A 21925-nucleotide genomic window follows, 5' to 3' on the forward strand; every position below is an offset into this window, starting at 1 on the left:
TACCTCATCTACTCTCAAAGGTAGAGGCCGCGATAGGAAAGAGTAAGCTATGGGAGATTTAATGGAATCTGTGATCATAGGTTGAAAGGGACTATTGCCGAAATATAAGAATAACCATCTTATTCATATATTGGGACTGCATTGAATAAATGTAGTACTGTCATAAGATTTATTTTATGGAGAGCTATTTGGAGATGTTGATGCGGTTTCTTATTTTGAGGAGATAACAACTCGTTTATTTTTTCAATATATATTTTTCCTAATAAGAAACGCGTGTGAACATTGTTCCGCGCGTTTTTTGTCTATCTAAAAGCGTGCTGCAATGAATAGAAGATTGGGGTTATGAGTTTTAGAGGAAATAAGGGAGGAATTTAAATGTATTTACACGGCACAAGCCGAATTAATGGGCAAGGACACTTAGAAATTGGAGGGTGCGATACGACGCAGCTAGCAAAGCAATACGGAACACCACTTTATGTATACGATGAAGAGTCTATCCGAGGAAAATGCCGAGCATTTCATCGTGCTTTTAAAGAAAGTGGTTTCTCTTATCAAGTAGCATATGCAAGCAAGGCGTTCTTGTGCATGGAGATGTGCCGAGTAGCTCGTGAAGAGAATATGTCATTAGACGTTGTCTCTGGGGGAGAATTATATACTGCGCTCCAAGCAGGATTTCCGGCATCACGTATTCATTTTCATGGAAATAATAAAACAGAAGAAGAAATAGTGATGGCTCTTCAGGCGAATATCGGTTGTTTTGTCGTAGATAATTTCTTTGAATTAGAAGTTTTACACGATTTAGCGATGCAACATGGAAAGTTTGTGAACATATTAATTCGTGTAACGCCTGGAGTAGAGGCGCACACACATGAATATATTACGACAGGCCAAGATGATTCGAAATTTGGATTTGGCGTTTCAAACGGTCAAGCGATGCAGGCAATTAGATTTGCTTTACAAAAATCCAATTATAATGTGCTAGGGATCCATTCACATATTGGATCGCAAATATTTGAAACAGCTGGTTTTGTTCGAGCGATTGAAGTTCTTCGCCAATTTTTAGTAGAAGTGAGAGAGCAAACAAACTATGTAGTAAAAGTGTTAAATGTAGGCGGGGGATTTGGAATACGCTACACAGAGTCAGATACACCATTAACTCTTGAGACATATGTGCGAGCTGTAACAAGTGCAGTGAGAGAACAATTTACTGTATGTGAATATCCATTGCCAGAAATATGGATTGAACCAGGACGTAGCATTGTAGGTGATGCTGGGACAACAATTTATACAGTTGGATCTGTGAAAGATATTCCTGGTATTCGGAAATATGTATCAGTCGATGGTGGAATGACAGATAATTTAAGACCTGCTTTATATAGCGCGCGTTATGAAGCGATGTTAGCGAATCGAGGGAATGATGAGAATGAGGAACTCGTTTCGATTGCCGGGAAATGCTGTGAGAGTGGAGACATGTTGATTTGGGATATTCATTTACCAAAAGTCGCTTCTTCTGATTTACTAGCAGTTTCCTGTACAGGAGCATACGGGTACTCGATGGCGAATAATTACAATCGGATTCGAAGACCAGCCGTTGTCTTTGCAAAAGGCGGAACATCGCAAGTAGTTGTGGAACGCGAAACATATGAAAATATTATTGGGAACGATCGCATACGTATTAAAGAGCTTGTCTAAATAGAAAAAGGGGTTGTTCGGATGGGCAATTCCTTTTTTGTAAAAATAAAATAATTAAAATATATCGGAAAACTAGGATTGAAAAAAATCAGAATTATGATAAAATACAAATACAAAGCTTATCAAGAGAAGCGGAGGGAACTGGCCCGAAGAAGCTCGGCAACCTGCTTATAGAAAGCAAGGTGCTAAATCCAGCAAAATGGAATCCATTTTGAAAGATAAGGTAAAATATATTACCGAACAGTCTTTTCGAAATGGGAAAGATTTTTTTTATGAATAAAAAGGGGGGCTGTTCGCGTGAGTGTACGGGAACATTTTGATGAAGTATCCGAGAAGATTGAAGCGATGCTTGCTGATATGAAATATGGTTCAATTACAATTGTTGTGCAAGATGGAAAAGTAATTCAGTTAGAGAAAAGTGAAAAAGTACGTTTAAAGTGAAAAGCGCTGACTAGAAAAACTAGAGGCGGTTTTAACCTATTTTCATTGGGTTAAAACCGTCTTTTTGCTTTTACAGGGGGAAAAAACATGTTGACGTATGAAACGTGGGAAGAAAATGTTGTTTCGTTTTCGGAAGAAGATGAAACAAAAGGCGCGCTATCAGTATTAAAGTGGGCTTATAAAGAATATAAAGATGAAATCGTCTACGCATGTAGCTTTGGGGTGGAAGGTATGGTATTGCTGCACCTTATAAACCAAGTAAATCCATATGCTAAAGTCGTATTTTTGGATACAAATGTTCATTTTCAAGAAACGTATGAATTAATTCGGAAAGTGCGGGAAAGATTTCCTTCATTGAATATTATAGAAAAACAGCCAGAACTTACACTTGATGAACAGGCGAAGTTGCATGGTGAAAAACTGTGGGAGAGCAATCCGAATCTTTGTTGTAAGATTAGAAAAATTTTACCTTTAGAAAAATCATTAGTAGTGGAAAAAGCATGGATATCAGGCTTAAGAAGGGAACAATCAGAAACACGTAAGCATACAAAGTTTATAAATCAAGATCATCGTTTTCAATCTATTAAAGTTTGTCCACTCATTCATTGGACGTGGAAAGAAGTTTGGCGATATGTATACAAACATAGCTTGCCGTATAACCCGTTGCATGATATTGGTTATCCAAGTATTGGGTGTGAGAAATGTACGTTACCTGTTGGGGATGGTGGCGATTCAAGAGATGGTAGATGGGCTGGAAAAGTGAAAACTGAATGTGGTCTTCATTACCAATAAGATGAATCTTGAAATAAAGCTAAGAGAGGATATAGAAAAATGAGCATAGTAAACGAATTAGTAAACCGTATAGATGAGGCATATGACGTATCACAAATTGAAAAAGAAATTAAGTTAGACAATATTGCGTTAAGTGATTTAGAACTATTGGCGACAGGTGGATATAGCCCCCTTACTGGTTTTTTAGGGAAGGAAGATTATGATTCAGTCGTAGAAACGCTTCGTTTAGCAAATGGTAGTGTGTGGAGTATACCAATTACATTACCTGTAACAGAAAAAGTCGCAGAAAGCCTGAAAGTTGGAGAGGAAGTAAAGCTTGTCAACAATGGAAATATATACGGTGTCATTCAAATAGAAGATATTTTTGTACCAGATAAAGAAAAAGAAGCGTTACTTGTATATAAAACAACGGATGGGGCTCATCCAGGAGTGGAAAAATTATATGAACGATCAAACGTTTACGTTGGAGGAACTATTATTCTAACAAAACGCTTTGAAAATAATCAATTTCCTTCTTATCATTTAGACCCAATTGAAACGAGGGAAGCATTTAAAAAACGTGGGTGGAAAACAGTGGTCGGATTTCAAACGAGAAACCCGGTACATCGTGCCCATGAGTATATCCAAAAGTCTGCTCTTGAAATTGTAGATGGTCTCTTTTTAAATCCGCTCGTTGGAGAAACGAAATCGGATGATATTCCTGCTGATGTAAGAATGGAAAGCTATGAAGTACTCCTTCAAAACTATTATCCGAAAAATCGTGTCTTTTTAAGTGTATTTCCTGCTGCAATGCGTTACGCAGGACCAAGGGAAGCGATATTTCATGCGTTAGTAAGAAAGAATTTTGGATGTACCCACTTTATTGTAGGGCGTGATCATGCTGGAGTAGGAGATTATTACGGAACATACGAAGCGCAAGAAATTTTCACGAATTTTACGATAGAAGAGTTAGGAATTACACCACTATTCTTTGAACATAGTTTTTACTGCACGAAATGTGAAGCGATGGCTTCAACGAAAACATGTCCGCACGGAAAAGAAGATCATGTTATTTTATCGGGTACAAAAGTAAGAGAATTATTAAGAAACGGTGAGATTCCGCCAAGTACATTTAGTCGTAAAGAAGTAGTGGAAGTGCTAATTAAAGGCTTGAAAAAAGAAGTAGTAACAGAATAGGGAGAGAACGAGATGGATACGAATATTACTTGGCATACAGCTTCGGTTTCAAAAGATGAGAGAAGAGTGAAGAATGGACATCATAGTTTTGTAATTTGGTTTACTGGTTTATCAGCTTCGGGTAAATCTACAGTAGCGAATGCGGTCGCTCGTAAACTGTTTGAAAAGAATATTGGAAATTATGTGCTGGATGGGGATAACATTCGCCACGGTTTAAATAAAGACTTAGGATTTTCTGAAAGTGATCGCATGGAAAATATAAGACGTATTGGCGAAGTGGCAAAGTTATTTGTAGATCAAGGAGCAGTTGTCCTTACAGCATTTATTTCACCATTTCGAGTAGACCGCAAACAAGTAAGAGATTTATTAGCGGCAGATGAATTTATTGAAATTTTTGTAAAGTGTCCGATTGAAGAGTGTGAGAAACGTGATCCGAAAGGACTTTATAAAAAGGCAAGAAAAGGTGATATTAAGGATTTCACAGGTATTGATTCGCCTTATGAAGAGCCAGAGCAAGCGGAATTAATTGTAGAAACGCACAAATATTCTATTGAAGAATGTGCAGAACAAATCGTGAAGTACTTACAAGAGCGTAGTTTTATATAGGGGGATAAACAATGAGTTATGAAAAAGTATGGGCTAACAATGAAAAATTAAATCAGACCGAGAAAAATAAATTAGAAAAAGATGGCTTAGAAATTTTTAATGATATTCCTTACTATGCGGAAAATGGTTTCGAATCTATTCCGAAAGAAGAGTGGGATGCCTTTAAATGGGCAGGCTTGTATTTACAAAGACCGAAAGAAGCTGGTTATTTTATGATGCGGGTAAATATTCCGTCAGGGATTATTACAAATGCACAGGCAGAAGTACTTGCTTCTATCGCTGAAGATTATGGACGTGATGTAATAGATATTACGACGAGACAGGCGATTCAGTTTCACTGGTTAGAAATTCAGCAAATTCCAGATATTTTTAAAAGGTTAGCAAGAGTTGGGTTATCTTCAGCGGGGGCTTGTGGTGATATAACGCGGAATATTACAGGTAATCCGCTTGCTGGCATTGATGCAAATGAACTATTTGATACAACGCATATTGTAAAAGAAGTATATGATTACTTCCAACATAATGAAGAGTTTTCTAACTTGCCACGTAAATTTAAAATGTCTATTAGTTCTAATATTTATAATTCAGCAAACGCAGAAATTAACTGTGTTGCATTTACGCCTGCAACGAAAGAAATAGATGGTGAGAAAAAAGTTGGTTTTCATATAAAAGTAGGTGGAGGATTATCAGCTCGACCGTATTTAGCTGATGAATTAGATGTATTCGTTTTACCAGAAGAAGTGAAGGCGGTGGCGATTGCGATTGCTACTATATTCCGTGATTTTGGATATCGTGAAAAACGTCATTTAGCTCGGTTGAAATTTCTTGTTGCGGACTGGGGAGCAGAGAAATTTAAAGAGAAACTAATAGAGTATACAGGGCCTTTACAAAGTAAAGGGGAAAGTGCATTCAAAGGATGGAATGCAGGCTATTTTTATGGTGTTCAAGACCAAAAACAAGAGGGATTAAAATATGTAGGTTTTAATGTACCGGTAGGTCGTTTACATGCAGAAGAAATGTTTGAGATTGCAAGAATCGCAAAGCAATATGGAAATGGACATATTCGTACATGTAACTCGCAAAACTTCATTATTCCGAACGTTCCTCCGGAAAATGTAAAAGGATTACTTAGTGAACCGCTGTTTGAAGCGATATCTGCTAGCCCGAAATCATTTATTGGTCATGCGGTTTCATGTACCGGTATTGAATATTGTAATCTTGCACTAGTAGAAACGAAAGAAAGATTACGAAAAATTGCAGAATACTTAGATACACAAATTGCACTCGATGTTCCAGTTCGAATTCATATGGTAGGCTGCCCGAATTCATGTGGTCAACGTCAAATTGCTGACATTGGGTTACAAGGGGTGAAAATGAAGACGAAGGAAAAAGGCATTGTTGAAGCGTTTGAAATATACGTAGGTGGAACATTGTTAGATGGCGGTGCCTACAATCAAAAGTTAAAAGGAAAAATAGATGGCGAGGATCTACCTGATGTACTCGCATCATTTATAAGTTATTTCAAAGAGAATAAATTACCAGCCGAAACATTTTATGATTTTGTAGGTCGTATTGGTGTAGATACATTACAAATAGCGTTAAATAACGTGTTAGAAGAAGTAATAGCGTCTTAGGAGGGACGATATGGATTTATATCGATTTGAAGCTGTGTTAGTAAATAGTATTGTTCCGATTGTTGTTGTTGCTCAAAGTGAAGAACAGGCATTTAAGCTTGCGGAGATTGAGCTTGAAAAGCATTTTTTACCGTTGCCAGAGGTAAAAGAGATTTCTTTGTTTGAAAAAAAGAAGATTCGAAAAGGTGGGGCATTTGTTATCCATGAGTAGAGATCAGTAATACGAAAAAATAAAAACTTCCATTCTTATATACGAATGGAAGTTTCATTTTAATAGAAGAAATGAGGAGAGATGATGGGAAAGGTTTATATTGTTGGAGCGGGTCCTGGCGATCCAGATTTAATTACTGTTAAAGGGTTGAAATGTATTGAGAAGGCAGATGTTATTTTATACGACCGACTTGTGAATAAAGAGCTGCTTTCACACGCAAAGCCTGACGCGGATTTAATTTATTGCGGAAAACTCCCGAATTATCACACGATGAAGCAAGAGACAATTAACACGTTTCTTATTAAGTATGCGAAAAAAGGAAAAGTTGTAACGAGGCTTAAGGGCGGCGATCCATTTGTGTTTGGTAGAGGGGGAGAAGAAGCTGAAGCATTAGCAAAGCAAGGTGTACCATTTGAAATCATTCCTGGTATTTCAGCTGGAATAGCTGCTCCTGCTTATGCGGGCATTCCAGTGACGCACCGTGATGCAAGTGCAAGTTTTGCTATTGTGACTGGGCATAGGAAAGAAGGTGCTGAAGAAGAAGTGAAATGGGAAAGTTTAGCGAAAGGTGTAGAGACTTTAGCGGTATATATGGGGGTTAGTAATTTGCCCTACATATGTGAGCAACTTATGAAGCATGGAAAAGATAAAAGTACGCCAGCCGCTATTATTGAGCAAGGGACGACGTCTATGCAACGCACAGTTGTTGGAACGTTAGGGACAATTGTAGATGTTGCGAAAAAAGAGCAAATTCAAAATCCGAGTATGATTGTAATTGGAGAGGTTGTCCGTTTTAGAGAAAAAATTCATTGGTTTGAGAAGCAGACAGAAAATGCTTATCAAGTAAGTGGAGTGTTGTAAAATGAAAGCCGTCTTATATATATGTCATGGAAGTCGTTTGAAGACAGCGAAAGAAGAGGCGATTCAATTTATTACATCGTGTATGAGCCGTATAGAAGCGACTATTCAAGAAGTTTGTTTTTTAGAGTTAGCGAATCCTTCTATTGAAGATGGTTTTCGTACATGTGTGAAGCGTGGGGCCACTGAGATTATTGCTATCCCTGTTTTTTTATTAGCGGCAGGGCATGTAAAAAAAGATATCCCTTTTGAATTGGAAAAGTTAACTAATCAATTTTCGGATGTTAAAGTGACCTATGGTAATCCGTTTGGTGTATCAGAAACACTTGTTAAATCGGTGTATAGCGGAAGTGGCATCGAACAGGAAGATAAAAATGAAGTGACGTTACTTCTCGTTGCAAGAGGGAGTAGTGATCCTGAAGTATTAAGAGATATAAACTGGATTGCTTCTTTATTTCAAACAAAAGAGAAGGTTAAAAAAGTAGAAGTTTGTTATTTAGCGGCTGCAGAGCCAAAATTTGAGGAGAAGTTAAAGGAAGTTGTAGAACAAAAAGAAAAGAACATCGTTGTACTGCCTTACTTGTTATTTACAGGTTTACTTATGAAACATATTGAGAAAGAAGTGCGCCAATATGAATTGGGAGAGATAAAAATCAGTCCATATTTAGGGAAGAATGAAGCGTTTCAAGATATGTTAATTCAGAAAACGACGGAGTTATTGAAAGGAGATCAGTATGTATCCACTTACAGTGCGAGTTAATGAGAAACGCGTTGTTGTTATTGGCGGGGGAAAAGTTGCAGGATTTAAAATTATTCCTTTACTCAAACAGGGTGCGGATATAGTTGTGATAAGTCCAGAATTAGATGCGAATTTAGTAAAACTTGTGGAAGAAAAGAAAATTCGTTGGTATCAAAGAGAATATGAAAAAAGTGATATTAAAAGTGCTTTTTTAGTTGTTGCAGCGAGTAGTGATTCAATATTAAATGAACAAGTTGCTGAAGATGCCGCCGAGAATCAATTAGTAAATGTTATTACAAATCCGGAAAGTGGTAATGTTCATTTTCCGGCAGCGATTCATCGTGGTTTACTTAATATAGCAGTTTCTACTGGGGGAGCGAGCCCGAAGCTCGCAAAAAAAATTCGAGATGATATTGCAAATAAATATGATGAGACATATGAATCGTATTTAGATTTTTTATATGAAGTAAGGTTGAAGTTAAAAGATTTACAGTTAGAAAAGAGGGCACGAAATATATTGCTCCAAGAAGTGTTAAAATCAGTATATGTGCAAAACGAGGGGAAAAGAGAAAGTTTTTTACGAGAATTAGAGGAAAAGATTTTAAAATAATAAAAGATAAAGTGAGCTTTACAAATATAAAAATATAATTTATAATCACAAGTAACTTCAATAGATGAAATCGATGAGCAAGAAGAGTACGTATATTTGATGCGTTCAGAGAGCTGGGGTTAGGTGGGAGCCTGGTACGATAAAATATACAGAATGGGCTTGCGAGAGGTATGTTGAACATTGTAGTAGGCAACCCGGGTTCCGCCGTTAAAAGGATAGAGTATCGGATTTATTCCTGTACTTGAACAAGTGGGATTTATCAATCCAATTGAGGTGGTACCACGGTATTTACATTACATATATCGTCCTCTACATGCATATTTGCGTGTAGGGGACTTTTTTATTTTCTAAAGGAGGTGTGCGAGTATGAAATGAAAGTGTATAATTAACAAAAAATTAAATATTCAGAAAAGGAGAATTTATGATGAAAGAAACACAGCAATGGACGTCGAAAATAGGCTTTGTACTCGCAGCAGCCGGAGCCGCAGTAGGTCTTGGTGCGATATGGAAATTTCCATATGTTGCAGGTAATGGCGGGGGAGGCGCATTCTTCCTTGTATTTTTACTATTAACTTTATTTATAGGTATGCCTCTTCTAATAGCGGAGTTTGTTATTGGACGTAGCACGCAAAAAGAGGCGGTTACAGCTTATAAAGTACTAGTGCCAAATAGCAAATTATATCCTTGGATTGGTCGTATGGGAGTTGTTACTTGTTTTAGTGTACTATCTTTTTATAGTGTTGTAGGTGGATGGATTTTACTTTATTTATATTATAGTGTGACAGGAAGTTTCTGGAATGGAGCAGCTGATTATGGACAATTGTTCGGTGAAACGATTTCAAATCCATTAAGCGCGATTGGAGCACAATTTATCTTTATGCTTTGTACGATTTTTGTTGTAAGTAAAGGTGTAGAGAAAGGTATAGAAAAGGCAAGTAAGTACATGATGCCGCTATTATTTATTTTATTTATTGCGATTATTGTTCGTGCGCTAACACTCGATGGTGCTTTTGCTGGAGTAGAGTTCTTCTTAAAGCCGGATTTTTCAAAGCTTACAGCAGATACGATTTTATATGCGATGGGACAATCTTTCTTCTCGCTAACTGTAGGTGCCTCGGTAATGGTAACGTATAGTTCGTATTTAAAGAAAGAAGAACATTTAGCGAAATCAGCAACATCTATTGTAAGTTTAACGGTTTTTGTTACAGTACTTGCAGGATTAGCAATTTTCCCAGCGATTTTTGCGTTGGGAGTTAAACCGACTGAAGGACCAGGACTACTGTTTATCGTCCTTCCAGCAGTATTTGCAAAAATACCATTTGGTCAATTTTTCTTTATTATGTTTTTAATTTTATTCTTCTTTGCGACTTTAACATCAGCAATTTCAATGCTTGAAATTGTAGTAGCATCTGTTGCGAAAGGTAATGAGAAGAAGCGTCCGTCAGCATCATTATTAATTGGTATTCTTATTTTTGCAGTCGGTATTCCATCAGCTTTATCATTTGGGATTATGAGTGACGTGAAAATATTCGGGAAAACATTCTTTGATTTAGTTGACTTTTCGGTAAGTAACGTATTGCTGCCGTTAGGAGTACTAGCTATTTCATTATTTGTACCAAATAAAATGAGTAAAGAGTTATTGATGAAAGAATTAGAAGTGACGGAAACGAAGGGGAAAACGTTATTTAACATTTGGTTCTTCTTACTTCGTTATGTTATTCCGGTAACTGTAATAATTGTATTTTTAAATGCGATAGGTGTATTTAAAATGTTTGCATAAAAAAAGGCGGGGATCTCCCGTCTTTTTTTATGTGGATGTTGATGAGTGTAATAAACGATTATATGCTTTATAGGCTGTAGTGACTGCAAGGAATGAACCGATTAAAAATAATACTGAGCCGCCAAATGTAAATATCCGGCCAATATACGTCTCTCTAGCTTCTTCTATTTTTTGTTGTAATTGCGTATTCATATTGATCACCTCGTAAACTATAGGCATTTAGTTATAGTCTATGTAGAATGCCTATATTGTGTGAAGTGTAAATAAAAAACCTCGGTAGGCACCGAGGTTTTTTATAATCCGATATAAGGAGATGGGTCAACTGCGTTTGTCTTGCCGACATTCCATTCTCCAAGATGAAGTTCGAAGTGTAAATGTTGTCCGTATGATTGGCCCGTGTTCCCCATAAATCCAAGCTGATCGCCTTGTTTTACAGTTTGTCCATTCGATACAGAACGGCTATTCATATGAGCATATACTGTCGTATATGTTTTTCCGTTTATACGGTGAGATAAATACACTACGTTTCCGTAACTAGATGATAATTCTGAACGAATAACAACGCCATCTGCAGCCGCGATAATTGGAACCGTTCCCGAAGCAGCGATGTCAATTCCTTTATGATTATCTAAAGAACGTACACCAAATCCGGAAGTTTTTGATCCAGCTGCTGGTTTGATAAAGCCACCGATATTTGTATCATGTGGTGTTGGGGCCGCTTGAGTTGCTTGAGCAGATTTAGTAGCTTGTTGTTTGCGAGCCTCTTCTGCCTGGCGAGCTTCTTCCGCTTTACGAGCTTCTTCGGCACGTTTTTCTTCTTCAATTGCTTTTTGAACAGCTTGACGTTGATTTTCTAAAATGCCTTTGGATTCTTCTAATCCTTCAATCTCTGAATCTACTTTTGCTACTTTCGTATGTAGATCGTTAATAAGAGTTTGTTGCTGTTGTTGGTTATTTTGTAATTCTTGCTGTTTTTGTTCTAGTTTTTGCTCAGATTCTTTCAGTTGTTGTTCTTTTTTCTCAACAGCCTCTTTTTCTGACGTTACAGCATTTTGATCAGATGTTTGTTTTTTTACAATATCTGTATCGTTGTTTAATATTAAACTTACGGAGTACATATTATCAACAAGATCAGCAATGTTTGTAGAGTTTGTTAATACTTCTGTAATGATATTGGTACGCGGTTTTTCTTGCATAGATTGTAACCGTTGTTTAATAACTTCCTGACGTGTATCTATGTTTGTTTGTAATTGTTCTATATGTTTCTTTTTGTCAGTAATTACTTGTTGTGTTTTGCTAATTTCTTTTTTTGTATCATTTAATTCAGTCTCGTTTTTATTAATAGAAGTAGTTAATTCATCAATTTTCTTCTGTAATTCTTGAATTTCTTTTTCTATTTGTTCTTTCTCGACTGATTTATTTTGTAAGTCACTTTGTTTGCCTTCTAATTCAGATTGAATGTTAGATAATTTATCTTGATTCGTTTCAGCGTATGCAGGTGAAAGTAACGGGGAAGCAAAAATCGTTCCTGCTGCTAAAACACTAAACGCTGCAAATTTCTTTTTCATTGTTGTCTGACTCCTTTCCCTATGAATGTTATATATCATAAGAAGAAGGGTGTCTATCGTTGTAATCATAATGTAAAGAAAATTTTATAAAATTGCTAAGTTTTGTCGGAATTTATCATTTTTCAACTGTAATTGTCATAATGCTTACATTTTATTCATATGCACATAAAGGTAAATTTTGGGATTCATCTGTAAAATGAAGGAGGAAAGTAATCGTTTTTATGAGGTGAAATATTACTTGGAAAGCTAATAAAACACTAGTAAGGAATCGTTCTCATGTTAGGTTTTCTGACATGGGTCTGCTTTTTGTCAAGAAAATTATTTGTGTTCGGGCAAAGTTATTTTGTTGTCAGATTTAAATTTTTGATTTATGATTTTTAACAGGGACAAAATGTAGTGAATTGTCGAATAATATGTAATACTCTTAATTTCTTAGTTTTATAGAGATAGAATGAGAGATAGAGTGACACATCGAAGAGGGGGTTACAACAAATATGAAAAGAATAGGACTTGCATGGCAAATATTAATAGGGCTTGCGCTTGGTATTGCGGTTGGGGCGATTTTCTTTGATAATCCAGCTGTTGTGAAGTACTTACAACCAATTGGTGATATTTTCATCCGATTAATTAAAATGATCGTTGTACCGATTGTTGTAGCAAGTATTGTTGTTGGGGTTGCTGGTGTTGGCGATGTTAAAAAACTAGGTCGACTAGGCGGAAAAACAATTCTTTACTTTGAAATTATTACAACAATTGCAATTATTGTTGGTCTATTAATAGCGAATATTTTCCAACCAGGAAAAGGCGTAAATATGGAGCAGTTAACAAAGACAGATATTTCGAAATATACACATACGACAGAACAAGTACAAAGTCATTCATTTGCAGATACATTTGTAAATATTGTTCCAACGAACATTATGAAGTCGTTAGCTGACGGAGATATGCTTGCTATTATCTTCTTCTCTGTATTATTTGGTTTAGGTGTAGCAGCAATTGGTGAAAGAGGAAGACCAGTTCTTCAATTTTTCCAAGGTGTAGCTGACGCAATGTTTTACGTAACAAACCAAGTTATGAAATTTGCACCATTTGGTGTGTTTGCACTAATTGGTGTTACAGTTTCTACATTTGGTCTTGCTTCATTAATTCCATTAGGGAAATTACTAATTGTCGTATATGGAGCAATGATCTTCTTCGTCGTAGTTGTCTTAGGACTTACAGCGAAAATATTTGGAATCAACATTTTCCAATTCTTTAAGATTTTAAAAGACGAGCTGATCTTAGCGTATTCTACAGCAAGCTCAGAAACAGTTTTACCAAAAATCATGGAGAAAATGGAGAAATTCGGTTGTCCGAAAGCAATTACATCTTTCGTTATTCCGACAGGTTATTCATTTAACTTAGATGGATCAACTTTATATCAAGCAATTGCGGCTCTTTTCTTAGCACAAATGTACGGTATTGATTTATCTATTACACAACAAATTACATTATTGCTTGTATTAATGGTTACATCAAAAGGTATCGCAGGTGTACCGGGCGTATCATTCGTTGTATTATTAGCGACACTTGGTACAGTAGGTATTCCACCTGAAGGCTTAGCGTTCATTGCTGGTATTGACCGTATTTTAGATATGGCTCGTACAGCAGTTAACGTTGTAGGAAACTCTTTAGCAGCTGTAGTTATGTCTAAGTGGGAAGGTCAATATGACGCTGAAAAAGGACAAGCTTATTTAAAAGAGATTTCTGAAAAGGGTCAAGCGGCTTAATTATAGTATGAACAAGCTCTCACATAATATGTGGGAGCTTTTCTGTATATAGAAGAGGAGCAGACATAATGAAACGTAAATATGGTGACGGTTCTTCGTGGAAGAGGCTAATAGAAAAGAGTTATACGGTTAAGCAAGTGGAAGAGGGAATGCTCGGAATACTGGATATAAAAAAGGTGAGAGAGCCTAGTTGTAAAGAATATGATGGTGAAGAACTTTGTATTGCAGCGGATCAGTATACGTGGATTCAATATTTCATAGACGGGAAAAACTTTGCGATTACCGCTATGTTAGATGATCAGAAAAAATTAGTGCAATATTATATCGATGTGGCGAAAGAATATAAAATAGACGATCGTGGTTTACCGTATTTTGATGATTTATATTTAGATGTAGTATTATTACCTAGCGGTAAGGTGTATGTATTAGATGAAGAGGAGCTAGAGGATGCTTATAAAAGTGGTGATGTCACGAAGGAAGAGTATGAGTTAGCTTGGTACACTACGAAATGGATATTAGCAACAATAAAAAATAATGAATTTTATTGGATTTCAATGTTGAAAGAAGAAATAGAAAAGTTAAAATGATTGTTGTATTCGAATTTTTGTATAATTACCAAAAAAATCTATACAAAAAATAATTGACTTTTGTTTTGTAAGCGAGTAAAGTTAGGAAAGAAATTATTATTAAAAAATAAATATGAAACCTTCTTATAAAGAGAGGCGGAGGGACTGGCCCTACGATGCCTCGGCAGCGGACTCGATTTCAGAGTGCTGTGCCAAATCCAGCAAGCGTGTGCTTGAAAGATGAGAAGAGTGTTTCTTATAGATGTATAAGACCTCTTCTCATCGGAAGAGGTCTTTTGTTATTCATTAGAAAAAGGTTGAAACTAGGGAGAGATGATACTTTGAAAGAAACGAGAGGAAATGGTTTAGCTTTATTACCACTTGGGATATTTTTGGCGCTATTTATTGGTTCTGGAATTATTACAGGTGATTTCTATAAATTGCCGATACTTGTAGCGATCTCAATTGCTGTAGGAGTCGCTTTAATGATGAATCGTAAAGAAAGTTTTAATGTGAAAGTAGAGCGGTTCGCTAAAGGTGCAGGAAATCCGGATATTATGATTATGGTATTAATTTTTGTGCTTGCAGGTGCATTTTCTGAAACTGCTAAAGGAATGGGCGGAGTAGACTCAACTGTTAATTTAGCATTAACTATTTTACCGCCAGGATTTATCGTAGCTGGAATCTTTGTTATTGGTGCATTTATTTCATTAGCGATGGGAACTTCAATGGGAACAATTGCAGCATTAGCGCCGATTGCTGTAGGTATTAGTGGTCAAACTGATATCTCAATTGCGCTTGCAATGGCTACTGTTGTTGGCGGAGCGATGTTTGGTGATAATTTATCATTTATTTCAGATACAACAATCGCAGCTGTTCGTTCACAAGGAACAGAAATGAAAGATAAGTTTAAAACGAACTTTTTAATTGTGTTACCAGCAGCTATTATTACAATTGTGCTATTAGTAATAGTTACTTCAGGGAGTGACACGCAGATTAAAGCACATAGCTTTGATTGGATAAAGATTTTACCGTACGCAGGAGTACTGATTACAGCGCTACTTGGCTGGAATGTACTTATTGTATTAACTGGTGGAACTGTACTATCTGGTGTTATCGGTCTTATAGATGGAAGTTACACGTTAGAAAGTTTCTTTAAAAGTGTAACGACTGGAATGGGCGGTATGATGGAGTTAGTATTACTTGCTATATTAATTGGCGGTATGGTTGAATTAATCCAATATAATGGTGGTATTCAATATTTAATGAATGTATTAACACGTAATATTCGTTCGAAAAAAGGAGCGGAATTTGGTATTGCTGGTTTAGTGAGTATGACGAATATGTGTACAGCGAATAATACGATTTCAATTATTTTTACAGGCCCGCTTGCAAAAAATATTGCAGATCAATATGAAATAGACCCTCGTAAATCAGCGAGTGTATTAGATCTTTTCTCATGTTGTGTGCAAGGATTAATTCCGTACGGTGCCCAAATGTTAACGGCAGCAGGATTTGCAGCGTTATCTCCAGTTGAATTGTTACCGTATGCATTTTATCCAATTTTAGTTGGAGTATGTGGGATTGTTTCTATTTTAATTGGGTTTCCAAGGTTTTCGAAAGTAGCTAAGAAAAAAGAGTATCATAAAACTGCTTAATTTAATATGAATGTTAGTAATTAAAAAACGTGCAGAGAATAGACTCTGCACGTTTTTTGCGTAAAGGGCTGAATATGACTCGGTCTTAAGTCTGAGTAGAAAACGGTTCTTAAGCTCGTTATGGAAAGATGAAAAAATAGTTAAGATAAGAGTATCAAATCGAAGGGAGGCAAGCACAAGATGAAACAATTTCTAGCGTTTATCGCAGCCGGTATTTTGGCTTTAATTGCTCTTGGTAGTCTTGCTGGTATTGTAGGATTCGCAATCGGAGCAGGAGTTGTATATTGGAGCTATAAATCATTTGTGCGAGCTAAATCATTTTTTGGAAAGTTAGCTTGGGGTATTGTTGGTTTAATCGGTTTATCCATTGCACTTTCCCATTCGCCAGCATTAATCGGTATCGTTGCTTTAGTGGTTTTATACTACGGATACCGTGAGTGGAAAAAAGAAAAAGATGTAGTTGTTGAATCTGCTCCAGAAAGTTCTAAATCATATAGCAACTTTGAAGATGAGTGGAACAAATTAATGAAAAACTAAAACAATAAATCAAATTATAATTAAAGTAGAAGAGAGGAAGATTTATAATGAAACAATCTTTATTCGGACGTGTACGCGATGCAATTTTAGCTGATTTTCATAACGTGTTAGATGAGAAGGAAAGAAAAAATCCAATTGCGATGTTAAACCAATATTTACGTGATAGTGAGCGTGAAATAACAAAAATTGAGAAGTTAATTGAGCGTCATAAAACATTAAAATCTAACTTTGCTCGTGAGCTTGAGCAAGCACGTTATTTCGTTAATAAAAGATCAAAGCAAGCTATCATTGCTCAAGAAGCAGGTGAATTACAATTGCACGAACGTGCGTTAGAAGAGGTAGCTTATTATGAAGGGCAAGTAACTCGATTAGAAGAAATGTATGCAGGTGTTGTAGAGCAAATTGATGAGTTAGAGCGTCGTCTTTCTGAAATGAAAAATAAATTAAAAGAAATGCACGCAAAGCGTATGGAACTAATGGCACGTGAAAATATGGCACATGCAAATCGTCGTATGAATACTGCGATGCATAAAATGGATGAAAATAATCCATTCTTACGATTTGAAGAGATTGAAGATCATATTCGTGAATTAGAAACTCGTATGAATGAAGAGCATGAGCGTGACACATTTGATATGAAAATTGCAAAACTTGAGCGTGAAATGAAAGAAAAGAATGATGTATCGTTAACGAAAGAGTTAACAAAATAATAGTAGTATATTATAAAACAGGCTTATGATATAGTGATAGGAGAAAAGGTGTTGGAAAGCAATGCCTTTTCTTCTATGTATATGTGACAAGAAGGGGGGAGCTGAAATGAAGAAACATTTTTCAAAGACACAATTAATGGGGATGCTCCTCATCATATTTGGGTTCGGTCTTTTTCTTGATATGATACTTGGACATTTTGAACCAGGTGGTCTCATTTTTGCATTTATTATGCTTATGTTTGGAAGGCATTATCGTAAAAAGAATCGTTATGTACGGGGAAATGTATTTTTATTTGTTGGTGGTATCGTATTTTTATTCTTCTTATTTTCATCAGCAGCATTTGTTCTTGTCGTATTTGCTTGTTTAGCTTTAATTGGTTATCAATTGATTCAACAAGGGCATCAGCAAAAAGCAATGAAGGTTGAAATTAAAGAAAAAGGGATGATAGACGAAGAGAAGCAAATATATCGTACAGAACCATATTTGAAAAATATGTTTGTAGGCAATGTGCGAATGATGGATCATATTTATGAACTTGAGGATATTAATGTTCAATATGGTGCTTGTGATGTGGAAATAGATTTAACAACTGCTATGATTCCAGAAGGGGAAACGGTAATTGTTATTCGAGGTGTCGTTGGTAATATTCGTTTATATGTGCCATATGATATTGAACTTTCTTTAAATCATTCTGTTATTGTCGGGCGTGTGCTCTTGCCAGGTCATGAAGAGACAGGGTTTAACCGCAATGTTACATTTAGAACAGAGCAGTATAAAGAGGCTCCTCGACGTATTAAAATTATTTCTTCGCTTGTCGTAGGCGACACGGAAGTGAGGAAAGTATAATGAAGAAACAAAAAAATATTTCGTGGATGTATATTCGTTATTCTATGTTGTCCTCTGTTAGTATCGCACTCATTTGTACAATTGTATATGTATGGAAAAGCGAGCAACAAGTGTATGATTTATTATGGAAGGAATCCATCGCTTCTGTTCCAATTGGCTTGTTTATTATGACTACAAGTTTACTTATCGGGGGAATTGTAGGATATGCAATCGGTTACTATATAGAGCAGCGTATACAAGGATTAAATACGTTTCTATTTGAAGTAGAGCGAGGGAATTTTCCGAGCGATGTTTCGTTTACTGCAGATGATGAATTTCATGAAGTGGAACGAAAAGTAATCGTTCTGGCTCGTCGATTAGAGGAGCAAGCTGGACTCTTTCAAAAAGTAACGAATGAACGAGCTCATTGGAATGAAGAGATGAGACAAGAAGCGATTTCTCAAGAAAGGCATCGTTTAGCAAGGGAGTTGCATGATTCAGTAAGTCAGCAGCTTTTCGCAATGTCGATGATGATGTCAGCGATTAATGAACAAATAACTGAATTTCCAGATGTGACAAAAAAACAATTGCAACTTGTTGAAAATATGGTTGTAAATGCTCAATCAGAAATGAGAGCATTGCTCCTTCATTTACGTCCTGTACAATTGGAAGGTAAGAAACTGACAGAAGGTATAGAGGAATTATTAACGGAATTATCGCGAAAACAACATATGAAAATTGAATGGCTTATTGAGCCAATAGAATTAAAAAAAGGTGTAGAAGATCATTTATTCCGTATTGTGCAAGAAGCGCTATCAAACACGTTGCGACACGCGAAGGCAAAGAAAACAGAAGTGCGCCTTCGAAAAATTGATCAATATGCGATTTTAAAAATCATTGATGACGGCGTTGGGTTTGAAGTAGGGGTTAATAAGGCTGGTTCATATGGCCTAAGATCGATACAAGAGCGTGTTCATGAAATTGGTGGGACACTCAAGGTACTTAGTTTCCCGGCCAAAGGTACACAAATAGAAGTAAAAGTACCGATTATGATTGAGAGAGGAGGAGAAGTATGATAAAAGTATTGCTTGTCGATGATCATGAAATGGTTCGTATGGGTGTATCGGCATATTTATCTACACAGCCAGATATTGAAGTAGTAGGGGAAGCTGAGAATGGAAGAAAAGGATCAGAATTAGCATTGCAATTAAGGCCGGATATTATTTTAATGGACCTTGTTATGGATGAGATGGACGGTGTCGAAGCAACACGTGCTATTATTCAAGAATGGCCAGAAGCAAAAATTGTAGTTGTAACAAGCTTTTTAGATGACGAAAAATTGTATCCTGTTATTGAGGCTGGGGCGACCAGTTACTTATTAAAAACATCAAGAGCAAGTGATATTGCTGATGCTGTACGAGCTACTTATGATGGAGAAACAGTATTAGAGCCGAAAGTTACCGGGAAAATGATGTCCCGTATGCGTCAAAAGAAAGAGCAACCTTTGCATGATGATTTAACGGAAAGAGAGTTTGAGATTTTGTTATTAATCGCAGAGGGAAAAAGTAATCAAGAGATTGCGGACGAGTTATTTATTGCACTGAAAACGGTAAAGACACATGTGAGTAATATATTAAATAAATTGAATGTAAGTGACCGTACTCAGGCGGTTATTTATGCATTTAGGCATCAATTAACGAAGTGATAAAGTGAAACTTTAATCAGTGGGGAGGTTGTTCCTCCCCCACTGATTATCAGCCCTCACCAATCGGGCTTTTACGGGCAGTTAATGCGGGATAAAGTGAAACTTTAATTGGCGGGGAATTCCTCGCTGATTATTGGCTCGATACAATATAGATTTGGCGTTAAAACTATTGAATGTTTTTATTGACGATAAAAAAATGTAAGCGTTATCATTGAGGTGTTAACAGTACATATAAAGGGGAGAATGTATATGTTAGTTCAAACTATATTCGGAATGGATAAGTCTAAAAAATTAGGGGATTATGTGAACGCATTACAAGCGCTTTGTGAACAATATAATGTTGAAACAGATAAAATTGCGATTATTGAGGCTACAGAGGAATACTATTTATTTTTAGTAAAGCAAGAAGAGCACTATGATGTTGTCAAGGTAGAAACAGTTGATACGAATATTGAATATTATACGAAGGCTTATAAAATAAGCAGTTTTAATCATACTGCGTATCAAATGTAAAAAAACTCCCTTTTGGGAGTTTTTTTAGGAGGCTTTTACTTCGTGAGATTCGGTTACTAATGGAACTTTTTTCGTACCGCTTAATTTAGCCATTGCAAGACCAATAAGAGCTCCTGCTAATGCTGGTATTAGCCAGCCGATTCCTTCATTATATAAAGGGATAAATTCAAAATATGGTGTGATAAATGAAACTGAAATACCACCTTGTTTTAATCCATCAAATACGCTCACTACAGCTGCTCCAATTAAAGCACCTACATAAACAGAGCGATATCCACCGAAGTATTTATGAAGTAATGATAGTAGTACGAGTACAATCGCAATTGGATACACAACAAGTAGAATTGGAACAGAGATTGCGATAATTTTCGTTAAACCTAAGTTGGCAACTAGTAATCCTAATGCGCAAATGATACTCGCGAACGTTTTGTATGAAAATGTAGTCAATAATGTTGAAAAATATTGGCTGCACGCAGATACGAGTCCAACGCATGTCGTTAAACAAGCGAGTGTAACGATAAGAGATAATAGGAGCAAACCGTATGGACCGAATAATTGTTGTACGATAACAGTAAGTAGCTGTCCGCCATTTTTTGCATATCCGAGCGAGACGCTAGTTGCCCCAAGCCAGCCGAGTGCACCGTATACAAGTACGAGCCCTGTAGCGGCAATAAGCCCTGCTTTTGCTGTGGCGATGGCAATGGACTTACGATCATTCACACCTTTAGAGCGAATTGCATTTACAACGATAATTCCGAATGCAAGTGCTGAAATAGTGTCCATTGTTAAGTAGCCTTCCATAAAGCCTTTGAAGATTGGAGAAGTTTGATACTCTTGCATTGCTGGTCCTGATTGCCCAAGTGGTGTAAATACACTTTTAACAAACAATAAGAAAATAGAGAGTAATAAAATAGGTGTTAATACATTTCCAATACGATCAACAAGTTTAGATGGATTCAAACTCAGCCAAAATACGATAGTAAAGAAGATGATTGTATATACAAATAGCACTAGGCTGCTAGAGCGGATTGTTTCTGGTAAGAAAGAACTAACACCCATTTCATAAGCGACATTTGCAACACGTGGGATGCCCATAGATGGACCGATAGCAATGTATACAATTACTGTAAAGAAAATTCCGAATAATGGATGAACATGACTTGCAAGTTGCTGCATTCCATTTCCAGATAGAGAAATTGCGATAACAGTTAGTAGTGGTAAGCCAACTCCTGTTAGTAAAAATCCAATCATTGCTGGCCAAAAGTTTTCACCTGCATTTTGGCCAAGCATGGGAGGGAAAATTAAATTACCTGCCCCAAAAAATAAAGAAAATAGCATAAGACCCGTGAAAAAAATATGTTTTTTTGATACAGTGTTCATTGTTTTTCCTCCTTTTTTAAATTCATTTGTAAGAACACAAAAAACTCGTCCCTAAAGAAAGGGACGAGTTATATTTACCCGCGATACCACCCTAATTTACACATGTAGAAATAAATCTATATGTATACGGCTTTGCAACGTACAACATGATACG

The 21925-nt window shown here is 36.4% G+C and carries 23 protein-coding genes, 3 riboswitches and 2 other annotated features (1 of these 28 cut by a window edge); of the genes, 20 read left to right on the top strand and 3 right to left on the bottom strand.

Going from position 1 to position 21925, the window contains the following annotated elements:
* Positions 1-13: 13 nt before the first annotated feature.
* Positions 14-195, top strand: a riboswitch (Lysine riboswitch).
* A gap of 180 nt (positions 196-375) precedes the next feature.
* From lysA to HFD78_RS03070, 11 genes are all read left to right on the top strand, one after another.
* Complete coding sequence (gene lysA / locus HFD78_RS03020; protein ID WP_000280649.1) at positions 376-1692, top strand: diaminopimelate decarboxylase; 1317 nt, start codon at positions 376-378, stop codon at positions 1690-1692.
* A 116-nt stretch (positions 1693-1808) separates the two neighbouring features.
* Positions 1809-1917, top strand: a riboswitch (SAM riboswitch).
* Between the two features lie 72 nt (positions 1918-1989).
* Entirely contained in the window at positions 1990-2133 is a 144-nt protein-coding gene (locus HFD78_RS03025) for a YezD family protein (protein ID WP_000116158.1), read from the top strand.
* A gap of 87 nt (positions 2134-2220) precedes the next feature.
* Positions 2221-2925 (top strand): phosphoadenylyl-sulfate reductase, encoded by a 705-nt coding sequence (locus HFD78_RS03030; RefSeq protein WP_097862902.1) that lies wholly within the window; start codon positions 2221-2223, stop codon positions 2923-2925.
* Positions 2926-2964: 39 nt separating this feature from the next.
* Positions 2965-4101, top strand: a complete 1137-nt coding sequence (gene sat, locus HFD78_RS03035; RefSeq protein ID WP_097862903.1) for a sulfate adenylyltransferase — start codon at positions 2965-2967, stop codon at positions 4099-4101.
* Positions 4102-4113: 12 nt separating this feature from the next.
* A complete protein-coding gene (gene cysC, locus HFD78_RS03040) occupies positions 4114-4707 on the top strand; it encodes an adenylyl-sulfate kinase (protein ID WP_000380499.1) in 594 nt (197 codons plus the stop codon).
* 11 nt (positions 4708-4718) lie between these two features.
* Positions 4719-6341, top strand: coding sequence for a nitrite/sulfite reductase (locus HFD78_RS03045; RefSeq protein ID WP_097862904.1), 1623 nt, complete (start codon positions 4719-4721; stop codon positions 6339-6341).
* 10 nt (positions 6342-6351) lie between these two features.
* Positions 6352-6552 (top strand): DUF3906 family protein, encoded by a 201-nt coding sequence (locus HFD78_RS03050; RefSeq protein WP_000366914.1) that lies wholly within the window; start codon positions 6352-6354, stop codon positions 6550-6552.
* Positions 6553-6636: 84 nt separating this feature from the next.
* Complete coding sequence (gene cobA, locus HFD78_RS03055) at positions 6637-7413, top strand: uroporphyrinogen-III C-methyltransferase (RefSeq protein ID WP_000521255.1); 777 nt, start codon at positions 6637-6639, stop codon at positions 7411-7413.
* 1 nt (position 7414) lies between these two features.
* Entirely contained in the window at positions 7415-8170 is a 756-nt protein-coding gene (locus HFD78_RS03060) for a sirohydrochlorin chelatase (protein ID WP_000648885.1), read from the top strand.
* Positions 8145-8759: an NAD(P)-binding protein gene (locus HFD78_RS03065; protein WP_000283354.1), complete on the top strand. Its 615-nt coding sequence runs from the start codon at positions 8145-8147 to the stop codon at positions 8757-8759. The genes HFD78_RS03060 and HFD78_RS03065 overlap by 26 nt, the downstream gene beginning before the upstream one ends.
* 64 nt (positions 8760-8823) lie before the next feature.
* Positions 8824-9072: a binding site (T-box leader), on the top strand.
* Between the two features lie 111 nt (positions 9073-9183).
* Complete coding sequence (locus HFD78_RS03070) at positions 9184-10539, top strand: sodium-dependent transporter (RefSeq protein ID WP_000665430.1); 1356 nt, start codon at positions 9184-9186, stop codon at positions 10537-10539.
* Positions 10540-10566: 27 nt separating this feature from the next.
* On the opposite strand, the gene HFD78_RS03075 is transcribed toward HFD78_RS03070, so the two are convergent.
* Both HFD78_RS03075 and HFD78_RS03080 read right to left on the bottom strand, forming a co-directional pair.
* A complete protein-coding gene (locus tag HFD78_RS03075; protein WP_001096002.1) occupies positions 10567-10731 on the bottom strand; it encodes a hypothetical protein in 165 nt (54 codons plus the stop codon).
* Between the two features lie 101 nt (positions 10732-10832).
* Positions 10833-12107, bottom strand: a complete 1275-nt coding sequence (locus tag HFD78_RS03080) for a murein hydrolase activator EnvC family protein (RefSeq protein WP_000726071.1) — start codon at positions 12105-12107, stop codon at positions 10833-10835.
* A gap of 494 nt (positions 12108-12601) precedes the next feature.
* Between HFD78_RS03080 and gltP the strand changes: the two genes are divergently transcribed.
* The 9 genes from gltP (at position 12602) to HFD78_RS03125 (ending at position 20391) form a co-directional block, all read left to right on the top strand.
* Positions 12602-13876, top strand: coding sequence for a glutamate/aspartate:proton symporter GltP (gene gltP, locus HFD78_RS03085; protein WP_000821131.1), 1275 nt, complete (start codon positions 12602-12604; stop codon positions 13874-13876).
* 68 nt (positions 13877-13944) lie between these two features.
* Complete coding sequence (locus HFD78_RS03090; RefSeq protein WP_000824661.1) at positions 13945-14463, top strand: ribonuclease FAU-1 family protein; 519 nt, start codon at positions 13945-13947, stop codon at positions 14461-14463.
* 120 nt (positions 14464-14583) lie between these two features.
* A riboswitch (SAM riboswitch) is annotated at positions 14584-14689 on the top strand.
* A gap of 94 nt (positions 14690-14783) precedes the next feature.
* On the top strand, positions 14784-16100 hold the full coding sequence (locus HFD78_RS03095) for a Na+/H+ antiporter NhaC family protein (protein WP_000665486.1): 1317 nt from the start codon (positions 14784-14786) through the stop codon (positions 16098-16100).
* A gap of 180 nt (positions 16101-16280) precedes the next feature.
* A complete protein-coding gene (locus tag HFD78_RS03100; protein ID WP_097813784.1) occupies positions 16281-16637 on the top strand; it encodes a lmo0954 family membrane protein in 357 nt (118 codons plus the stop codon).
* 47 nt (positions 16638-16684) lie between these two features.
* Positions 16685-17347: a PspA/IM30 family protein gene (locus tag HFD78_RS03105; RefSeq protein ID WP_000814130.1), complete on the top strand. Its 663-nt coding sequence runs from the start codon at positions 16685-16687 to the stop codon at positions 17345-17347.
* A 106-nt stretch (positions 17348-17453) separates the two neighbouring features.
* Positions 17454-18194, top strand: a complete 741-nt coding sequence (liaF, locus tag HFD78_RS03110; RefSeq protein WP_000716096.1) for a cell wall-active antibiotics response protein LiaF — start codon at positions 17454-17456, stop codon at positions 18192-18194.
* Positions 18194-19249 (top strand): sensor histidine kinase, encoded by a 1056-nt coding sequence (locus HFD78_RS03115; RefSeq protein ID WP_000744325.1) that lies wholly within the window; start codon positions 18194-18196, stop codon positions 19247-19249. The genes liaF and HFD78_RS03115 overlap by 1 nt, the downstream gene beginning before the upstream one ends.
* Complete coding sequence (locus HFD78_RS03120; RefSeq protein WP_000598707.1) at positions 19246-19878, top strand: response regulator; 633 nt, start codon at positions 19246-19248, stop codon at positions 19876-19878. The genes HFD78_RS03115 and HFD78_RS03120 overlap by 4 nt, the downstream gene beginning before the upstream one ends.
* Positions 19879-20121: 243 nt before the next feature.
* Positions 20122-20391 carry a DUF3992 domain-containing protein gene (locus HFD78_RS03125; RefSeq protein ID WP_139366616.1) on the top strand — a complete coding sequence of 90 codons (270 nt, stop codon included), beginning with the start codon at positions 20122-20124 and terminating at the stop codon, positions 20389-20391.
* Between the two features lie 24 nt (positions 20392-20415).
* Here HFD78_RS03125 and brnQ3 read toward each other — a convergent pair whose 3' ends face one another.
* A complete protein-coding gene (gene brnQ3 / locus HFD78_RS03130; protein WP_001099140.1) occupies positions 20416-21771 on the bottom strand; it encodes a branched-chain amino acid transport system II carrier protein BrnQ3 in 1356 nt (451 codons plus the stop codon).
* Between the two features lie 56 nt (positions 21772-21827).
* Positions 21828-21925 (bottom strand) — a binding site (T-box leader); it runs 161 nt beyond the window's last position.

Origin of the sequence: Bacillus sp. EKM501B (assembly GCF_011800505.1) — a bacterium.
In the GTDB taxonomy this organism is placed as follows: domain Bacteria; phylum Bacillota; class Bacilli; order Bacillales; family Bacillaceae_G; genus Bacillus_A; species Bacillus_A cereus.